This is a genomic window from Sphingobacterium sp. SYP-B4668 (assembly GCF_027627455.1).
Classification (GTDB): domain Bacteria; phylum Bacteroidota; class Bacteroidia; order Sphingobacteriales; family Sphingobacteriaceae; genus Sphingobacterium.
Map to the genome: position 1 here is coordinate 3,678,872 of NZ_CP115483.1, position 19,122 is coordinate 3,697,993.

Here is a 19,122-nt window from a genome sequence, read left to right on the forward strand (position 1 = left end):
ATAGAGGATTTGAATAAAAAGAGATAATTTACAATCATTCGACATAATGCCCCTGATGATCTATTTGTTTTGCAAAGGGGTTTAGAAACTTCATCAGCAACTTGGTCAGCTCGCGCTTCGAAATCGGGATATCTGCATATTCCATAGGCTTGGGAATCTCTTTAACCTCGCAGATTCTAGCAATTAAAGTCACTGCCTCACGACTAGTCAACACCTGCGTATCTGTCATAATAGGTATGCGACTATCGAAATCATGCAAGCCTTTTGAAAACTCTGCTACAGTCAGCATGCTATCAGGATAAAACCACGTGCGATTTGCCCATTGCCAAGGCTCGCCATATGTCCTAAGAATACCTGTCGCGGCTATTTTTTGGATATTATTAAAATCAGAATCTGTCACTGGCACATCATACAGCGGCATGATATAAGCTTTTGCTTGTAACAACAACTCCTGTACCTCCCGAATGGATACGGCACGCGGAGCCCTACCCTGCTTCACCGACAAGGCCGCCAATATCCCCGCCGCTTGTCCAGTCAGAAGCACCACTGGCTGTAATCGTGTCGATCCGTTCATCAAATTAGAAACCGAAATTGCTTTGTCGGCTACAATCAATCCATTAACAGATTCTGGGATAAGTGACCCTAGGGGAATGCTAAACGATGGTACCGGATCAAAACCGATCTTCGGTGCATCGGCATGTTTAGCATGATGGTGATCTACCGGATAATCACCTACAGAGATACCTGTTCTATAAAGATGTGTAGCCTGCCCATAGGGTTTCTCCACATCATTATATGTCAAGAAAGAGATTCCTTTTACCCGTCTGCCTTCTCGATGATAAGGCTTATAAGCCAATAAGTCGCTCGTTTCGAATTCATCATCCGCCAAGCCTAAATGCTTAAAGCCCAATTCATGCTGTAAATAGTACACAAATCTAAGCGTTTGTTCCTTTGCTTTTTTCAGTTCTTTGTCTCGTTTGTTGCGTGACATTTCCACCACGTTCAGATAAATATCGTTCCCGTATTTGGGCCAATTGATCATGTATTTATTATGAGGCATTCGCCCATACTGAATCATATACGCACAATCAATTTTCACCTGATCCACCGTCTCAGCACAGCATCCTTTAAATTCTTCAGGGTCGTAGCCGTTCGGCCGTGCTATGGTTTTATCCGCATGCACACCATAGTCTTTCAAGATCGCGACCCAAGTCAGGTCCTGCACAATGTCATTTGCTTTGTCGGGAGCTCCCGACTCATGAGTTTCCTCTTGTGCATCCATCCCCAATCGGTAAGCCGCCCCAGCCATCTTAAGACTCTCCCCGATGTCGGTTGCGTCAATAGTGACCGCTGCATGCACAACAAGCTTTTCGTCATTGGCATTCCGAAAAACGGCCCCCTTTATGATGTTTCCCTTTTTTATTAACTTATCCAAATAGTACCCATAAATGATACGTAGGTCCTTCTCTTTGTGCGCCATCGCTTTGAACACGCTATCCGCCACATGGGGCTCAAATAGGGTATTGCTCACCCACCCCGTATGGACCGCCCCAGCACCTCCATAGTGCTTCCTTATCTCTTCTCTAAATTCATTCCAGATGCCCGAAGGTAAATGATGGTTACCGTCTACGGCGCCAACCCCTTGAGCAGAAAACATCCCGCCTATCCATGGCGTCTCCTCCACAACTAATGTATTCACACCTGCTCTAGCCGACGATAGACCAGCAGATATGCCACTAGTCGTTCCTCCGACCACCAATACCTCTACAGACAGCCGTTGCTGGGCCAAAGTCAATTCGGGGCAACAATACGACAGCAAAAAAGTGATAACAACAGCTTTTAAAGTTATAAATTGTATTTTCATTGGTTTCAATCTTCATTATTGATGTTGGTTTATTTTATGTTTTATAGATGAGCAGCACGTGGCTCAGCGGTATATACCCTACCAAAACGATCGATTACCTCAATCTTAAATTGGGCATTCTTATTGGTGGGTACTGCATAAAATATATGTTCTGTTGGTCCTGCGCCAACATATGTATACCGAAACTGTTGCTGGTGGGCGGTCACATATTTCACGATATCAGGATCCCATCCCTGAGCCTGCTTCATCTCTCCCACTTTGACTCCATCTTCGTACCAGTATACCTTCCATTCGGGGTCGTAATTCCAGACGTTAGCGATCAGCGCATCTGGATGCTGTCGATCCGTTCCCGGTAAATAAGCGGAAAACTGTATGTCCTTAGGAAGGCCAGCTGCTTTAAAATACCAAGAAACCTCATCTCCAACTATTTCGTAAACCGTATACCCCAGTGGGGTACCATCACTATTATAGGGTGCTTGCCAAAAGATTCCGCAGAGTGCACCATGCACGTGTTCAAGAAGATTGGGGACCACAACATAGTTCTCTTGATAATGCTCATGTCCCGAGAGTATATGAGCCTTATAAGGAGCCAATAGCTTGTACAATGCTCGACGATTCTGCAGCACCTTCTTGATTTCCTCTTTTCCAAATTCGCCTTTTCGAGCGGCTACCGAATATGTTGGGATATGCATACTCACCATTACCGTACTACCCTCGGGCACCTGAGCCAAGTCCTGTTCCAACCAATGCAATTGCTTTTCCTCCAAATATCCGATATAGCCATATGCCCGTCCGGTGCTAAATACGTCATCCAATACTACATAGTGGATCTTTCCCCGATTAAACGAATAGTAGGACGGACCAAAAACAGCTTCATACCGAGACTTCGAACGATGGTTCGATCGCATGTCGAGGTCCATATCATGATTCCCCGCGACATAAAAAAACGGGATTCCTGTAGCTGTAAAACGCTGTCGGATATCCTGAAAGGTAGGCGACACCTGATCTATATTTTCGACAATGTCACCACACATGATTCCATAGACCGCTTGATCAGCAAAATAGTCGCGAACATGTCCCTTCATATCTGTTAAAATAGCTTCCAATTTGGGGACATCTTCGTCAAATCCAACCTGCGGGTCTGCACAGACTACCAGAGTATGCCGATATTCATCTTTATCATTCCTTTCCAATTCGAAATCAAAGCGTTGTTTGACCGTTGTCCGATTGCTCACGCGTCTAAAAAAATCAGGAACCCCATTGGTGATAGTTGTCGTAAAACCAGCCGGCGTACTGATGAATACAAACTCCACATTCTCTATACTAGACAACTTATAGTTTCCCTTTTTATCCGTGTAGGTTATCTGAACACCATCGCTGACGGCCACCGCTGGAATTCCTTTACCTTGAACCGATACTTTCCCGAAGAATGTCCTCTTCAATGCATGCTGCTGAGCCAACAGTTGTTGGGATGCACAGAGCATCAATAAGAACAAGCATATAGCTAGTCTGTTTTTTTTCATCACTGTATTCCATATTAGGCACTTCACCTTCACTTTCTACAGATATACACCACCTATCGATAAGAAAACGAAGCACTCCGCTATTTGCAGCCATGCTTACCCCTACGGATAGGCATGGCCGTTTTAACGCAAATAACGTACTTCTGAAGGTTGATTATTTCTTATAAACGCGATCGATTCCTGCTTTGATGGCGCTCCATTGATTGTTATTGATGACATGCGAGATTTCAAACGTCATCAGTCCCTCGGTATTTTTCAGGCATAGGTACACCGCATCCGACACCTTGGCTGCATTTGTACCGTAGGCATATGATGCAAACGAACCGTAGACTTTACAGTCTTTTTGGATAAATTTATCGTATGTCGTGACAAAATTTTCGACTGACCACACCGAACCTGGATTCTCCGAGGTATAGATATTTTCGGTATAGGCACCTAATGAAAATACATCAATTTGATCAGCAAAACCGGTCTTACTATAGGTATCCGTATAGATGGAACTAGGCGTAGGCTTATAGTCTTTGCTTGCCCAATTCTGTCCAACTCCATAGCGCGAAGCCCAATCAGCCGAAGCCCAAAGGTGCAACTCCAATTTCGGATTAATAGCCTTCACTTTCGTCCGTATATTGGTAATGAGGTTGGTCACTGACATGGAGCGAAATTCAATCCAATCTTTATAAATCGGACCAATACCCCCGGTGCTGGTGATAATGTCATTATTACTGTTCACCGATTTGCCACTATAAGTCTTGAAGGCAGAAATGGTCGCATCGCCAAATCCGTAGTCAGCACTCCACCAGCGGCAGTAGTCCAGCGCGATACCTTTCAGCTTCGGATATTTGGTCGCTACCTCTGCAATGACTGACGTTACAAACTCCTGTACCTCCGGAAGCGCTGGATTCAGCATTGCTCCATCCGCTTCCCTATCGTTGCGGATGTCGGTCAACACAGTAGGCTTCGAAGCATCCAACATCCCCAACTGGGTTTTCCCATCCCACTTGTTAGTATCGTATACCAATCCTTCTTTAGTTTTGGTATACCCGTAGCCCATCACCGAAAGACTAGCGATTACCGACATGTCCAGCCGTTCGGCTTCTTCCAACCAGAAAGCCAGGTAATCCCAGTCCCTATTAATCGTAATATTATCCCATTTGGTCAGCTGTGGGAGTATATCGCTATCATACATTGCATAGCCTATACCAGGCTTCACATCTACGTACACTTCTGTAAAACCTGTAGCTTTCATCTTTTCCATATAGGCCGTGATATTGGCCTTATCCGCAAAAAGGCTTAAGTTAGCATGCGCGTCTATCCACATTTGGATAGGTTTGGCCGCTACATGGTCCCGTTCGATATCTAAGGGAATCTCCTGCTCTATATATTCGGGATCGTTCTTTGTTTTGCTGCAAGCAAGCAAAACGATAAGGACACTTATCAGTAAAAATGAATATTTTTTCATGTGTATAATCTGTTTTTAAATTGTCATCCGCCAGCTGGCAGATTCAAATTATGTTCATTCGTGTTTGTACAATCTGAGCTACATGGATATTTCGCATATAATCACTTTGTGAGCACATGAGCTTCGCTTATCTCTAATAGGCTATTGTCCTATTTTCTCTTCTGCCTCGGCACGGTTTATTCCCTTCTTGATGTCGGCCCACAAATCAAAGTCAATGACTTGCACAATATCGAACACCATCAGTCCAGCGCTCTTTTGCATCGTCAGATATACCGCTTCCTCCATTGTATCCTTATTGCTAAGACCATATAGCGATCCGTACACTTTCGTACTCTTTCCAATCAGTTTATTTGCCCGATCTAATGCGTATTCGATAGATTCGTTGTTATCCAGACCATACAGATCGGTGAGGTATGCACCTACGATGAAGGCGTCCAATTCATCCGCAAAACCAGCATTCTTATAGTTGTCGGTTGCCCATTCAGGATAGGATTTGGCCGCATCAAAAGATCCTTTACTGGCCCAATTCTGTCCATTGACATAGGTCGCATTAATCCAAGAAGCCGCCCAATAGGTAAGGTTCACGTTAGGCTTTCTCGCTTTTACGGTGTGCCGCAGCTCGTGCACGATATCCCGAACAGTCATCGCTCGAAATTCCCACCATTCTTTGTAATACTTTCCGGGTACACGTTCCTTCTTACTGTTGTAACTAAAGATATCCTCTGGAAATTTTTCGACACTTTTGCCAATATATTTTTCAAAGGCTACCCGTGAAGAGTCCGAAAAATCAAAGCGTACATCTGCAAAACGACAGTAGTCCAACGCGAAACTGTCAAACTCGTAGTTCGAAACGATCTCATCTACATATGACTTGACCAAGCTCCTGACCGAAGCCAGATTAGGATTGAGGAATACGCCCATGTAGTCTGTTTCTTTCATATTCTTCAAACCTTCGGGCGTATTGCCGATAGCAATCTTATCATCCCAGAATGAGCTCCTATATGCAGGACCACTTTTAGTATGCAGGATGCCTACAGGCATGATACTCGCCGAAACCGTAATTTTTAAAGATCTCTTACGCGCTTCGTCGATAAAAAATTGGAGGTAATCCCAATCCCGCTTATACGTGTATCCATCTCCAAAACTGGTCAACGGTTCCAAAATCTTACTCTTATAGAGTACGTCCCCCTGCACGGGGCGCACGTCGACTACAATTTCATTGAACCCAGTGGCCTTGGCCTTATCCAGATAATATCGGATGCTGTCCTTCGAAGAAAATCGTTTAAAATTGGCTTCCGAATCAAACCAAAGCATCTTAGGTTTCTCGGTAGCCCCCGTTTCCATTTTTTTTACACTTGAGCAAGCCGTAAAAAGTAAAGGAACTAGGATATATATCAAAATTGTTAAAAATCTCATGAGGGGTGATTATTCAAAACAGGTTAATTTATACGTCTTCAATCCGTCACGACCAAACCACACAGCCAGGTGTGCTTCCTTCGCTACTTCGTCATAGTACCAATCAGCCCAAGCCCCGTAGCTCCAGCCACGATTTATATTGCTTGTAATATTCAGGTTGGGATGGGCCAAGGTCTGCAAATCGGCATTGAGCACAGCTGCAGCATGCCACCATGACGTACCACTTGTCACCAGTACATAGCTCTTCCCATTGATTACCAGTGCCGATACAAAAGGAGATTTGCCCCCTATCCGTGCGGTGGAGAATCCTGTTCCTACCCACCAAGCCTGCAGGATATTCTGCCACAATCCTGGCATCACGGTAGTGGTCGATCCGGCAAATGTATTCAGGTATACCTTGTTGCTATTTGCCGTATTGGGTGTACCCTGCGTGTCACCGACCACATAACTCGGGCTGTCCGAATCATTCATAGGCGCTATCATTTGAAAACCGGTACAATCTGTGCTCGAATATCCGGTCTCTAACGTCGAATAGGTCGAGGCCAACTGCCCATTAGATACCTTCACCCGATAATGAGGCCCCTTCGCACCGCGCGGCGCCATTGCTGTTATCCAAGCATTGCCTGAAATATCTCCTGCTACCTGAAAATTACTCGAACCATCCGTAGTTGATGCCATATCTGCCCCAATTTTACCGATAGATTTCGGGGCATCCGTTGGCGTGGCCCAATAAAAGAATTCAGTTTCTCCATTTCTGACCACTGCCCCTACACATTTACCCTTATAGTCCGAAGAAATCATTTTTAGATCCTCAAGGGCTATTGTTCCGAGGTTAAAAGCAACAGAAGGATTTAAAGTCGTTTTATCCACTACTTTGATACCATATGGAGAATTGGCATCGCTGGCCACATATTGACGCGATAAAAGCACGATATGTGATCCACAATATGCATGGTACATACTCAGGTCGCCATATAGCTTCGAATCCGGTAGATTAAAGTTATTGTGCTCGCCAGGGTAGCCAAGCTGCACAAAGTTCTTTGCCGTCTTCACTTCTGCATAGCTAAACCCTGCTCCATCTGGCAAATGATCGGACACGCCCCAGACGACGGTGTAGTCCCGCTTGGTCACCTTGTCTTCGGCTGTGACCGTGTACTTCACGCCACCTTCCTGCGCAAAATTCTGAGGTATAGCCGGGTCTGGAGATACCGTCGCCCCCTTCGCTAGGTAAAATGTAGGCACCGCAGCTGCCAGTACTTCCTCTGCATCCAGATAAGGTGATACCTTGATTGTAATGGTATTGTCCTCATTTATTTTTCCTTTATAAAAAGCATCGTCTTTCCCGACCACCGAAAAGGAGGTTACGATAGCAGGTTCGCTATTGAGGTCTTCTTCCTTACACCCGCCCAAACTCAACAGGAATGAAAAGAAAAGAATAGCGTACAATTTCATATTTAAAGTCTTCATAATCTATATATCAATAACTTAAGACATTCTATTCAAAATAACCCCTGACCCGATATTGGCGCTTCGTCCGCTCGCCCGATGTCACGGTAATAATCATTCCGTCTCCGGAGATATCATGCCTTCCAGATAAGGAAGGTGTGATGATTTCGTCATAGGTCACGGTAGCTCGCAGATATATCTTGCTCAGGTCGACATCATCTTGCAAAGTTGCCGAAATTGGGAAGAGAATCAATCCATAGCCTCCCTCGACATCTTCTTGTTTAAATCCTGCCTCCATCATCTCACCTGCTTTGTTGAATTCATAAATCTCTCCCCTGAATTCGCCTCCCGAGTGGGATGCCTTGCCAATCATCTGGGTAATCAAGTTGGAGTCATGCACGAAAATAAATTCCTCGTTCTCCTTTGCACAGCTGCCGAATACAAAAGCTATTAGCAGGCCGAGCAGCCATGGGTTCATTATATGTACTAATTTCATGTTCAAAATCTAAAATTTACAATTACCAATTCGGATTATTATCCGCTAAATTGTTGTTGGCAGTTTCGGCAGTTGGCAAGGAAAAATAATAGTACTTCGTCAAGAATATCCGTGGACTGCCCCCATCTACAGCTACCGTCTCATAGGAGAGACTGCCATTAGCGGCCTTTGTAATCTTGGTACCATGTGCATTTTTCCCATTGATTACCGCTTCGGCCCGCTTCCAACGGCGTAAATCCCAATAGCGAAGTCCCTCACCCGCCAATTCAACCGCTCGCTCCTTACGTAGGTATTCCATAAAGACTTCCTTAGTGGGGGTGTCTGCAGGGGTGCGTGAAGGAAGCCCCACTCGATTGCGCACTTCATTGAGCGCATCCAAAGCTTGACTTCTGTAACCTCCGAAGTCCAATTCGGCATACGCTTCGGCTTTGTTCAACAAGACTTCGGCATAACGCAATACCGCATCATATTGCGAACTGCCTTGAGTCACAAAATCAGCATTTCCTTCTTGTAGATACTTGCGTAGATAGTATCCCGTACAGGTATGACCTGCCGTCGCACCCGCTTGCGTAAAGGCCTGAAAACCGTCCGCACCACCCACAAAAGTTTCGATCGTACGATTCTCCCATTTGGCACCGTTGTATAGAATTGTTGCGTGAAATCTTGGTTCTCTATCTGTATATGGGTCGGCATGGGTATTACCATAAGTGGTCCATGAGAAATTCGTTCCATCTTTAAATTCATACAAATCAGCCAGCTCAGCGGTAGGGACATGTTCAGCATATACGTCTGTCGAATGCACATCTTTATCCCCGAATGGACGATTGTACTTATCGTAGTTGTGCATCACACTCCCACTTAAGAAATTGAGTTTAAACAAGATTTCTCCTGTATTGTCTTGCCCACCATCTACTTGAAAGACTTTACTATAGTCGGCCGCCAAGCGCCCTCCCAGTTGTTTGACTTTTTCTGCCGCATCAACTGCGATTTGCCATTCCTTGGCATGTAAAGCCATACGAGAGAGCAAGCCATAGGCTGTTTTTTTGGTGGCTCTTCCCTCCCAGGCACTGGGCCATGATTCAGGAAGATGTTCGGCACTCCATTGCAACTCCTTCAATACATAGTCCCAACTTTCTGCCTCCGTAGCGCGAGCACGGTGTACATCAGATGCGTTGGCACCGTCATCTACTCCCCCTGAAGCTCCCGACACATCTGTACGGAGCACCACACCCCCATATACCCGAATCAATCGGTAATACGAGAATGCCCGGCAAAGCCTCGCCTCAGCACGCCGGATATCACACCATTCTTCGCCAAACTTTGAGACACCGTAGCGCTTGATATCATCCAATAGCACATTCGCTCGCCTTATGCGGTCACTATATACCGAAGACCAAGCATCCAGAGGGCCTGCACTGCCTACTACAAAAGCACTTGATTGCAACAGCGCCTTGTTATATCCATGGCTATATTGGTCCCAAGAAGTGGATTTCATCAAATCCGAGTAACTGTCAAAATATTGGTTACGGCTGTTGGCTACCTGTGATACATCGGTAAATGTCTTGTAGACCGCTGTTATATACATCTCCGCAGCACTCTCGGTACTCCATACCGCTAGGTCAGACAGATTCTGTGTATTTTCTATCTCCAAAGCATCGTTGCATGCTTGCATCCCACATCCCATGAGGGCGATTGAAAATAGGGTTAAAATTCTCTTTTTCATTTGAGTGTCTCCTTAGAATGTTACGTTAAGACCGAAACTGTATGTTTTCTGCTGTGGATAATAACCATTACTCACCGACGGGCTTTCGGGATCCACATATTTAAAGTGACTAAAGGTCAATAGATTGGTACCTGCAATAAAGACATTCACTTTGCTGAACGGTGTCTTGCGTAAAAGGTTTGCCGGTACATCATATCCAATATTGAGATTCTTCAGGCGCAAATACTCACCATTCACGACCCACCATGATGATTGCCAAGCATTATTTCCATTGGCCACCGTGGACAATCTAGGATAGCGGGCATCTGTATTATCTGGAGTCCATGCCTGCTCCACCAAATAGGCCGGAGCATTGCCATTTCCACTAAATGGAGCGGTATACATCGTAGAAGACATTACACCAGAATCGTATACCCCCGATAGTTCATAATCTACTCGGGAGGCACCTTGCCACAACATCGATAAGAAGAAGTTCTTGTAGGAAACATCCATGTTTAGCGCAAAGTTGATTTCGGGAACCTGTCCATAACCTGTCTTCACAAAATCAAACTCAGAGCTGATTAAGCCATCGCCATTCACATCCTCGTATTTCAGATCTCCCACCCGCAAAAAACCTGACGGCGCAGCGGGGTAATTGTCGATTTCGGCTGCTGATTGGAATAATCCCACAGCACGTAGACCATATCTTGCTCCCATAGATTCGCCAATAGCTGCCCGATAATTAGGTCTATTGTCGGCAATAATTCGGGACAATACCCGATTCTGCGCAAAAGCAAAAGATCCTTTCAAAGCATAGTTCCAGTCCTTATTGAGTTGGTTAAAGTGCTTCAATACAACTTCGAATCCCTTGTTCTCCACTTTGCCCGAATTTTTGTATGCGGGATAGTAGCCTCCCAATGAAGGGGGGTAATTACCGCCCTGCGATTCCAGGATATCTTTTGTCAGTTTATAGAATACATCCACTTCGATGCCCAGTTTACGTCCCCAGAGGTCCACATCCAATCCCATATTGTAATTGTCTGTGGTTGCCCATCTCAGGTTACGGTATAGATAGGGACTTATTGAATAGAATTGCGATATAGCCTCTCCTCCGAAGACCATGCTATTGCTGGCAAGCGCGAATAAAGAGTTGTGCTGGAAAGGGCTCACCGCATCATTTCCAGATCGACCATAGCTAGCACGCAATTTCAGGAGTTCGACCTGCGGTAGTGCCTTCGCAAAAAAGTCTTCCTTAGAGATCACCCATCCTACAGATGTCGACGGGAAGAATCCCCATTGATTGCCTGGTGCGAAAATATAGGAACCGTCGTATCGAAATGCCGCTTCGGCCAAGTACTTACCGTCATAGCCGTAATTCATTCGACCTACATAAGAAGCTTGTCCTCCAGAATACACATGAGAGCCGGATACAGGTGTTGTCCCAAATGTCGAACCTAGAGATAGGTCCACCGGATTGTCGGTCACATATCCGCGCTTGGTACCGGTCATCGTATCAGAATAGCCTTTTTTGGTTTCAAACAAGAACATTGCCCCTACATAGTGCTTATTAAATTCGCGAAAGTAGTCAATCTGCGGACGCCACAAGTAAGTATCGCCCCAGGATGCCGACTTGGAGAAGGTATTGTCCGGTGTAAAGCCACTCGCGCCCACAAGCCCTTCGTCGAGGCTGCTGTTTAGGCTGTACAACTCATAATATTTGCTGTAGGCCGCATCTGTCGTATTGCTATAATTGTAGGAGCCAAACATGGATATTCTCAAATTCTTCAACGCGTCAGACAACTCCGAAAAATCGTATTCCAGCTTGAAGTTGGTATCCATCACCCATCGGGTCTGCTTGATAAAGCCTGACTCGGTCAATGCAGCATAGCCATTGGAATTATAGAGCGATCCATTCCAAGCAGTCGGAAATCCATTGTATTCACTCTTGATAATAGGTATGGCCGTCATCGCCTGCCGAATGGGACTAAATTCTGTCTGATTACCAATAGCTGTTCCTGGCCAGTTTCTATCCGATCGCATGCCCGCCAAATTGGCCGTGAACTTTAGATTTTTAGCAACCTGTAGGTCCAAATTTGTTCGCACATTGTAACGCGTGAAATCCGTATTGATTAGGGTTCCTTCTTGGTCCATAATACCCAAACTGGCAAAGTATTTCGATTTCTCGGTACCTCCCGAAGCGGAGACATTGTGTTGTTGCATGGTACCCGTCCGGAACACTTTGTCCAGCCAATCCGTTTGACCATAGATGCTATTAGGATCATTGCTGAGCACCTTGTTTTGTATGGCAGCATCCCACATTGGAGTGAGACCATCCATCTCTTTCGCCTTGTTGTTCCAATACATATACTCCGAAGCATTCAAAAAATCAGGCATGGCGGTATTTTGGGTGATGACCCGAGCGCCATCGTAAAATATTTTCGTGGCACCAGCGGAGCCTTTCTTTGTCGTGATCAGGATGACCCCATTCGCGCCCTGCACACCATATATAGCCGCTGCTGCGTCTTTCAACACAGATATGGACTCCACGTCATTGGGATTGATATAGTCTATTGGACGTGGCACGCCATCGACCAAAATCATGGGACCATTGCTGCCCGCGAAAGAATTAAGCCCACGTACATATAGTGCGGTACCGTCTTCTCCTGGTTTACCTGAGCTTTGGATACTTGTCAAACCAGGCAACTTGCCTGTCAACATATTCGATACGTTTTGCATGGGTGCCCGTGTCAACTCCTTTGCAGTGACTTGCGACACAGCGCCTGTCATGTGCACACGCTTCTGTGTACCGTAGCCCACGACAATGACCTCATCCAAATCGCTGACATCATTTTGCAAACGGACATTTATTACTGCCGATTGCCCAATACTGATTTCCTGCTTTTGAAACCCCAACATGGAAAATATTAAGGTCTGCCCCTCAGTGGCGTCTAATTGAAAATGTCCCTCCGCATCGGTAGTGGTGACGACATTGGTTCCGCGGACCACGACTGTTGCTCCGAGCAAGGGCTTGTTTTCTACATCCGTTACTTTCCCCGAGACCTGCCGCTGCAGCACATCCTCAACCGGAACTGTCATTGTAGTCGAGGGTCGTTTTTCTTTGATGAGCACTGTATTTTTATCGACTTCAAAGTACAGGCTATTGGGGGTCAATACTTGGTCCAGTACCGTTTTGAAGTCGCTGTCTTGCACGTTCAACGTAAAAAGCTGACCTCGATTGATCGTGCGGCTGTTGTAAAGAAAGTCGTAGCCTGTCTGGCGCCGAATCTCGTCTAGCACTTTTCGTAAGGGTGCCTTTTTGACATTGAGGCTTACCTTTTGGGCGAAGGTGCTCGCTTGCACATTCACCAGCGAAATCACCAACAGGAACATCATAATTTTCATTCTAAATACGAATCTAGAGAGGACACACCGCAGTGGACTGCGGGTTTCGCCGTAAAATTTATACATTTGTTAAATGTTTGGTAAATAATGGATTATTTGGATTAGTTTATTTTTTTTCCGAACATACTTTGTCGGGAGTGTTGGTCGCACTTCCGACTCTTTGTCCTTTTATACTATTTATTTCATAACCAGGACCTCCCCATCCTTTATCTTGAATTTATAATTGGATATTTTTTCCAGCTGACCGAGTAGGTCCGAAAGCTTTTTGGTCCTTTGGAGTGCCCCCGTAAATAAATCAGGTGTTACTTCTTCCACTTGATACCCCTTTATGTCGTACCAAGATGCAATCTGTTCCATCACACTGTGGATATCATCATCATCAAAGCGAAAATAGCCCGCCTTCCAGGCCAACTCATCATCCAAATTGACCAACCGACTATCGATGGTCCCGTTCTCCTTTGCAATGGCCTGTTGGCCGGGGACAAGAATAAGTTTCTTCAGATGGCTTGCCACTTGGACCGACCCATTGAAGAGTGTGGTATACACCGCTTTTGCCCCTTCCATAGCCTTTACATTAAAATGTGTACCCAGCACCTTTATCTCTGAAGAAGCTGCTTTGACGACAAATGGTCGCGTTCTTTCATGCGTGACTTCAAAGTACGCTTCTCCTGTTACCGTTATTTTTCGAAGATTAGTATCAAATCGAGAAGGATATTGTACTGTTGAACCGGAGTTGAGCCATACCCGTGTACCATCGGCCAATATCAGTTGGGCGGTCCCGCCTTTGGGATTGATAAAAGTTTTCATCTCGACAGGGCCCTCGCCTTCCAATACAGCAAAGACAATCTGATTCGCAGCATCTTTTTTAATGGTCACCCCTTGGCTATGCAGGATGTTATCATCAACCTTCAGCAGATCATAAGTAGTGCCATCTGCCAAGCTAATTCGAGCATTATTTTCATCCGATAAGAGGATGTCCTGCTGCTTTACAACAACTGTTGGCTCCTCCCAATCAACATACTGGACGGCCCAAAACAAGCCAAAACCCAGTATAAGCAGGGCGGCTACTGCTGTAGCAAACCATTTGCGCCATGGAAAGACAGCAAATGGGGCGCCATCCACCACATCTACAGTAAAGATTTCAGCTTTTAGCCTTGCGAGTCCTTTCTCCACTTCGAAATTCGGCACATCCTCCTCCAAGATGCCGCATGTATCGATAAGTCGATCAATTTCACGGTCTACGTGGGCTGGATCATCCGATGACAAAATATCCAAAAGCTCCTTCAATTCATCTTGCGCGATACTCCGGTTGGCATATCGCCACAATAAATACTTCAATCTATAATTAGCCATGTCTGGTTACATTCAAGTGTTGACACAAGATTTTTCGACTTGTTGACTATAGAACACCACAAACCTATACATGAACTAGTCCATTACTATATTTTTTTAGTATCCACGCAGATACACCATTAAAACACTACCGGTCGACACGGCACAAATATTTACTAATCAATGGAATACCCACCAATTGGATGATAAATATAAATATACAGATTAGCAAAGCTTAAAAGTAGCCATTTGATATCCCTAGAAGTGGACAGCTGGGGAGAGCGGGAGTGCAGAAGAATATATGGAATACGCCTCCCACACTGTTGGAAGAATCATATACAGGATTAGATCGTTGGAAGAGGTATACTGTCTAAAGCTTTTCAGTACTTGCACAATATGATTTCTAACGGTATTGGGTGAAATGCCCAATTGTTCGGCAATTTCTTGATGGGAGAAACCTCCAATACGGCTCAAGGTAAATATTTTCTGCTGCTGTGGTGGTAATTGTGCGACAAATCGGTCTATTTGATCGGCTAATTCCTTCGCTAAGATATGATCTTCAACCTCATTGTTGACATCCGAGATATTGGACCATAGCTGTTGAAAGCACGTATTCGATCGTTTGATACTTCTCAGCTTATTGAGGGAAGCTCTTTTGGTGAGCACATATAGATAAGACCATAGATTTTGTTCACGTTGCAATTTCATCCTATTCTCCCATAGTTTGATGAAGACCTCCTGTACTACATCATCACTCCAACCGTTATCTTGTAGCAGGAAGTAGGCTACCTTATATACCTTCGGTGCAAAGCTTTTGTAGATGTGATCCAATGCACTTTCACTACCATCTATAAAATCGACCAGCATCAGGTTAGTAAAAACATCATCTTCCATATACGATTTAGGTTTAATGCGTGCTCCAAATATAAACAATTTATGCTAATCTGTGTCTTACCGCTCAGATGCGCCCTGCTAAAGTCTAGTCAAGTGTAGCACTCCGTCGATAGTCTTTCCGTAGCGCGTAGAAAAGAGCATCTTGGTCGCGCACTGATTTCGGACCCATATCGCATACAGCCATCACGGATTCTTCAAATACGAACTTCGATTAAAAAGCATTTGTAAACAAATACAAATTTACCTAAGTTTAAGAGCCGGTTTAAATTGATATGACGAAAATTTTATACGCGATTTTTGAGAGAGGTGCGCATCTACCTTAAAAACAACATAACGAAGTCGCAGCCAAAAAGAGACCTCGAGAACTTTACTTCGATGAATTTTAAACAGGCACTAACTAGTTTCAAACATTTTATACAAAGGAGCGCTTAATGCCAACAAATAAAACAACCTTTACGGACGAGTCTGTCATTACCTTTATCAATCAAGTAGATAATGAGCAGAAAAGAGCAGACAGCCTACGCTTGATCGACCTTATGCAACATGTGTCGGGCGAGGAGGCTAAGATGTATGGTCCCTCCATTATTGGCTTTGGCCATTATCACTATAAATACGCTTCAGGGCACGAGGGAGATGCTCCTTTGATCGGTTTTTCACCCCGCAAGGCTGCGATATCCTTATATGTCCATACGGGATGTGCCGAGCAAGAGCATATGTTGGAGGGTCTAGGCAAGTTCAAGATTGCCAAAGCTTGCATTTACATCAAGAAGCTGGCTGATATTGACGAAAACGTACTCATGGCCCTTATGCAAGGCACCATAGATTTCATCAGTCAAAAATATACCCGTATCAGATCCTAGAATTGTAGATACAAAGGCGGACCAATAGATAGAAGGGTCCATCGACGGCATATCTTGATGAAATTGTCTGTCGGGCTTCACAAATAGTCATTCAATAAACTTGTGGACTACCCAAGTGTCAATATCCGTTACATAATATAACGGCGTAGATAATCGAAAAATCTCAACAAATGGCATGCGCTCCTCAGTTCAATACTTTTTTAAAGGTCTTTGCACTTACTATCAAATATGATCACTCCATTAGATTCACTTTGTAATATTCATATTCATTGCCTCCTTCTTTATATTGGGTCACCAAACCAAAGAAAAGGGTGAGGTCGTCCGTCCAAAATTCCTTTTCTATCGTACAAAGCCATTTATTGGTTTTCTTTTCAAATATTTCATTTAATTCGACTACTTTTTGAAATTTCTGGCCCTTCTTCTCTTGGATGAAATGGTAAAAACACGCCTGACCTTCAAAAACTTTGTTCAGCCTATATTTCCCACTGGGTGAGGTCGTCGTAAACGCTGGATTACCTATATCATAGGTCCCCTTGGCGGTCCCCAAGTCGAAGCTTACATCTATCGTATGGCCTCCTTCACATAAAAGAATATCCTCCTTAGGAAAATAGGCGACGAATGCGTATTCTTCAAAGTCTTTCTGCTCGTCCGAAGAGGTCCCGTTCCTGAAGTTTATTCTTTTGACACCTAAGTACCCCTCCATTTCGTTGAAATCAACAATTCCGGACAATCGCTCTTGTACGATTTTAAAATCTGTTATCTTCTCCACCGGCTTACTTACTTTATCGGCGTGTTTGGCTGCGTAAAACTGTGCCCTATCTATTTTCTCTATTTCTATCTCAATAGTGTGCACACTTGATGTATTGCTAGATTCAGATCCTATGCGCTTTGGTGCTATACGTTTATCGGATTGTTGATTAACCTCGGCGGGCTTTAGCTTTTGTCCACAGGAAATCAAAACAACAAATAGCAAAGCAATTGCCGATGTATTTCTAAACGATTTTCTTTTCATCTATTTGTTTCTCTTATTGCGTGTATAAATTTAACGGTACAAAATGAACTGCGTTCATTTGTTGATGAACATTTGAGTCAACTGAAGAACCCTTGGAATCAGGTTTGTTTTATTTTTTCAAAGATTTTGCATCTGTTTTAACTTCGATACGGCTTTACAAACGTCATAAATGGTTTTGCAAATAGATATTCACTTGTGCAACATCCTCGAAGCTATGTTGTGGGGCGGATGGATGACCATAGAATTTATCGTAGAAAAAAAACTTGTATGGGATACCCCTGCTCTCGAAATTCAATCGCTCGACCCAGCCAATATCGGCATTGTTTTAACAAAATAGCTACCACCGCATAACATGCAATTAGATAGCTCAAATAATAAAATACAAAAGATAGTATACGCATATTATAGTACATTCCTTTTTAGTCCTCGACTAGCATCCGAATTAGTTGGCTATTGGGCTATGTTTGTTTTTACCATTTCCGTATTAAAGATGATACCGTCAAAAATATTAGGCCATACCTTAGCTTCTTCAACATATCCAAAGGGCCGTGCCACTTGTTCGGTCAGTAACCACGAACCTCTATTTAAATTTCTTATGTTTAGAAATACATCTTGTTTGCCGGTCTCAAAAAATAGATTTTCCAATGTATGCTCTTTTGCTGGAGGTATATTCCTACTGTTTTTCATTCCAATGGTACCCCAAGTGCCTTGATTAGCCATGAATACGATGGAATACATCTTATCCCTATATTTTTGATACAAGTAATCACCAACAGATTTTTCGGGGGAAGGTTGATAATTTCGTGCAATGTGCCGGCTTGCCGCCCAAACAATTATCTTTTTTCCCGGATATCGCTTTTCTTTTAACCAGATAATATTCTCGGCCATAATGGAATCCCTGGTATTCTTAGAAAAGTCTTTATCCCTGAATTTTCGAGATACCAATACAGGAGCGACCGTCGCCTTGTTCCGCAATACCTGCTTAAGCAATTCGATATCTGCTGTACTATGGTTGTCCAATAGGCTTAAAAATCGTTGTGAAGTGCTGACGAACTTATCAGAGAGAGCATTCAACTCATTTTCTTGGATATTCTTCGGCAAATTGTCAAAGTAATTAGCCAAATACGAGTAAAATGTAAAATAATCATTTTGTTCATCTTGATTGATAAATGTAATATTTAGCTTTTTTAATGCCATAAACAAATCAATGGGAAAACCCTCTCTATCAATTTTGGAGATCTCCTGATAATCCATCCCAGAAACAAACAGGGGGTCACTAGACTTTGTCGATTTGCCTATATATTCCAATAAGGGTTGTACCTCCTTCGTCCAAGACCAATGCGGATACGTGGCGCCTCTAAGTTCTTTGATTGGATTGTCGGATACCTTGCTATTTTGGAAAGATTTTTCGGCTAAATAAAGACTGCTTTCAAAGACGAGAACTTCAAAACCCAATTGTTCATGCAAAAACTTGATGAACTGTCCCTTTGTTTTAAACGCCGTTCCGTCTCCATGCGTCTGTTCGCCCAACAGGACAATCTGGGCTTCACCAATAGACTCCCTTAAGGCTTGTGGTGTACTTGTGAGCGTCCCATTTGTATCGATATGGAGATCGATTACTTCTTTTTTCAACCAACTTACTTCCTTTTTCTGTGCCAGAAGAACAGTGCCGAACAGTAATATAAATAGAATAACAATAAAATACTTTATCATAAC

Annotated in this window: 13 protein-coding genes; 1 reads left to right on the forward strand and 12 read right to left on the reverse strand. The window is 44.0% G+C overall.

Features of this window, described 5'->3' with window-relative positions; translation table 11 throughout:
* Positions 1–34: 34 nt before the first annotated feature.
* The 10 genes from OQ289_RS15160 to OQ289_RS15205 all read right to left on the reverse strand — a co-directional run bounded on the left by OQ289_RS15160 (position 35) and on the right by OQ289_RS15205 (position 15,534).
* A complete protein-coding gene (locus OQ289_RS15160; RefSeq protein WP_270087701.1) occupies positions 35–1,864 on the reverse strand; it encodes an FAD-dependent oxidoreductase in 1,830 nt (609 codons plus the stop codon).
* A gap of 41 nt (positions 1,865–1,905) precedes the next feature.
* Positions 1,906–3,387 (reverse strand): calcineurin-like phosphoesterase C-terminal domain-containing protein, encoded by a 1,482-nt coding sequence (locus OQ289_RS15165; RefSeq protein WP_270087702.1) that lies wholly within the window; start codon positions 3,385–3,387, stop codon positions 1,906–1,908.
* A gap of 154 nt (positions 3,388–3,541) precedes the next feature.
* Positions 3,542–4,846 (reverse strand): family 10 glycosylhydrolase, encoded by a 1,305-nt coding sequence (locus OQ289_RS15170; protein ID WP_270087703.1) that lies wholly within the window; start codon positions 4,844–4,846, stop codon positions 3,542–3,544.
* A 141-nt stretch (positions 4,847–4,987) separates the two neighbouring features.
* Positions 4,988–6,262 carry a family 10 glycosylhydrolase gene (locus OQ289_RS15175; protein ID WP_270087704.1) on the reverse strand — a complete coding sequence of 425 codons (1,275 nt, stop codon included), beginning with the start codon at positions 6,260–6,262 and terminating at the stop codon, positions 4,988–4,990.
* A 9-nt stretch (positions 6,263–6,271) separates the two neighbouring features.
* Entirely contained in the window at positions 6,272–7,729 is a 1,458-nt protein-coding gene (locus tag OQ289_RS15180; protein ID WP_270087705.1) for a DUF5018 domain-containing protein, read from the reverse strand.
* Between the two features lie 28 nt (positions 7,730–7,757).
* Positions 7,758–8,204 carry a hypothetical protein gene (locus tag OQ289_RS15185; protein WP_033563061.1) on the reverse strand — a complete coding sequence of 149 codons (447 nt, stop codon included), beginning with the start codon at positions 8,202–8,204 and terminating at the stop codon, positions 7,758–7,760.
* 22 nt (positions 8,205–8,226) lie between these two features.
* Entirely contained in the window at positions 8,227–9,927 is a 1,701-nt protein-coding gene (locus OQ289_RS15190) for a RagB/SusD family nutrient uptake outer membrane protein (protein ID WP_270087706.1), read from the reverse strand.
* Positions 9,928–9,939: 12 nt separating this feature from the next.
* The gene (locus tag OQ289_RS15195) at positions 9,940–13,299 is read right to left on the reverse strand and encodes a TonB-dependent receptor (RefSeq protein WP_270087707.1); all 3,360 of its coding nucleotides are present in this window, start codon (positions 13,297–13,299) and stop codon (positions 9,940–9,942) included.
* Positions 13,300–13,485: 186 nt separating this feature from the next.
* Entirely contained in the window at positions 13,486–14,661 is a 1,176-nt protein-coding gene (locus tag OQ289_RS15200; RefSeq protein WP_270087708.1) for a FecR family protein, read from the reverse strand.
* Between the two features lie 237 nt (positions 14,662–14,898).
* Positions 14,899–15,534, reverse strand: a complete 636-nt coding sequence (locus tag OQ289_RS15205) for an RNA polymerase sigma factor (RefSeq protein ID WP_270087709.1) — start codon at positions 15,532–15,534, stop codon at positions 14,899–14,901.
* Positions 15,535–15,965: 431 nt separating this feature from the next.
* On the opposite strand from OQ289_RS15205, the gene OQ289_RS15210 reads away from it, so the two are divergent.
* Positions 15,966–16,394: a DUF1801 domain-containing protein gene (locus OQ289_RS15210; protein WP_270087710.1), complete on the forward strand. Its 429-nt coding sequence runs from the start codon at positions 15,966–15,968 to the stop codon at positions 16,392–16,394.
* A 232-nt stretch (positions 16,395–16,626) separates the two neighbouring features.
* Here OQ289_RS15210 and OQ289_RS15215 read toward each other — a convergent pair whose 3' ends face one another.
* Together OQ289_RS15215 and OQ289_RS15220 are read right to left on the reverse strand one after the other, a co-directional pair.
* Positions 16,627–17,406, reverse strand: a complete 780-nt coding sequence (locus OQ289_RS15215) for a hypothetical protein (protein ID WP_270087711.1) — start codon at positions 17,404–17,406, stop codon at positions 16,627–16,629.
* A 450-nt stretch (positions 17,407–17,856) separates the two neighbouring features.
* On the reverse strand, positions 17,857–19,119 hold the full coding sequence (locus tag OQ289_RS15220) for an erythromycin esterase family protein (RefSeq protein ID WP_270087712.1): 1,263 nt from the start codon (positions 19,117–19,119) through the stop codon (positions 17,857–17,859).
* Positions 19,120–19,122: the final 3 nt, after the last annotated feature.

Bases quoted from the DNA above. Each gene is read 5' to 3' on its own strand.
- OQ289_RS15160 (WP_270087701.1), bottom strand. From the start codon at position 1,864: ATGAAAATACAATTTATAACTTTAAAAGCTGTTGTTATCACTTTTTTG.
- OQ289_RS15165 (WP_270087702.1), bottom strand. From the start codon at position 3,387: ATGAAAAAAAACAGACTAGCTATATGCTTGTTCTTATTGATGCTCTGT.
- OQ289_RS15170 (WP_270087703.1), bottom strand. From the start codon at position 4,846: ATGAAAAAATATTCATTTTTACTGATAAGTGTCCTTATCGTTTTGCTT.
- OQ289_RS15175 (WP_270087704.1), bottom strand. From the start codon at position 6,262: ATGAGATTTTTAACAATTTTGATATATATCCTAGTTCCTTTACTTTTT.
- OQ289_RS15180 (WP_270087705.1), bottom strand. From the start codon at position 7,729: ATGAAGACTTTAAATATGAAATTGTACGCTATTCTTTTCTTTTCATTC.
- OQ289_RS15185 (WP_033563061.1), bottom strand. From the start codon at position 8,204: ATGAAATTAGTACATATAATGAACCCATGGCTGCTCGGCCTGCTAATA.
- OQ289_RS15190 (WP_270087706.1), bottom strand. From the start codon at position 9,927: ATGAAAAAGAGAATTTTAACCCTATTTTCAATCGCCCTCATGGGATGT.
- OQ289_RS15195 (WP_270087707.1), bottom strand. From the start codon at position 13,299: ATGATGTTCCTGTTGGTGATTTCGCTGGTGAATGTGCAAGCGAGCACC.
- OQ289_RS15200 (WP_270087708.1), bottom strand. From the start codon at position 14,661: ATGGCTAATTATAGATTGAAGTATTTATTGTGGCGATATGCCAACCGG.
- OQ289_RS15205 (WP_270087709.1), bottom strand. From the start codon at position 15,534: ATGGAAGATGATGTTTTTACTAACCTGATGCTGGTCGATTTTATAGAT.
- OQ289_RS15210 (WP_270087710.1), top strand. From the start codon at position 15,966: ATGCCAACAAATAAAACAACCTTTACGGACGAGTCTGTCATTACCTTT.
- OQ289_RS15215 (WP_270087711.1), bottom strand. From the start codon at position 17,406: ATGAAAAGAAAATCGTTTAGAAATACATCGGCAATTGCTTTGCTATTT.
- OQ289_RS15220 (WP_270087712.1), bottom strand. From the start codon at position 19,119: ATGATAAAGTATTTTATTGTTATTCTATTTATATTACTGTTCGGCACT.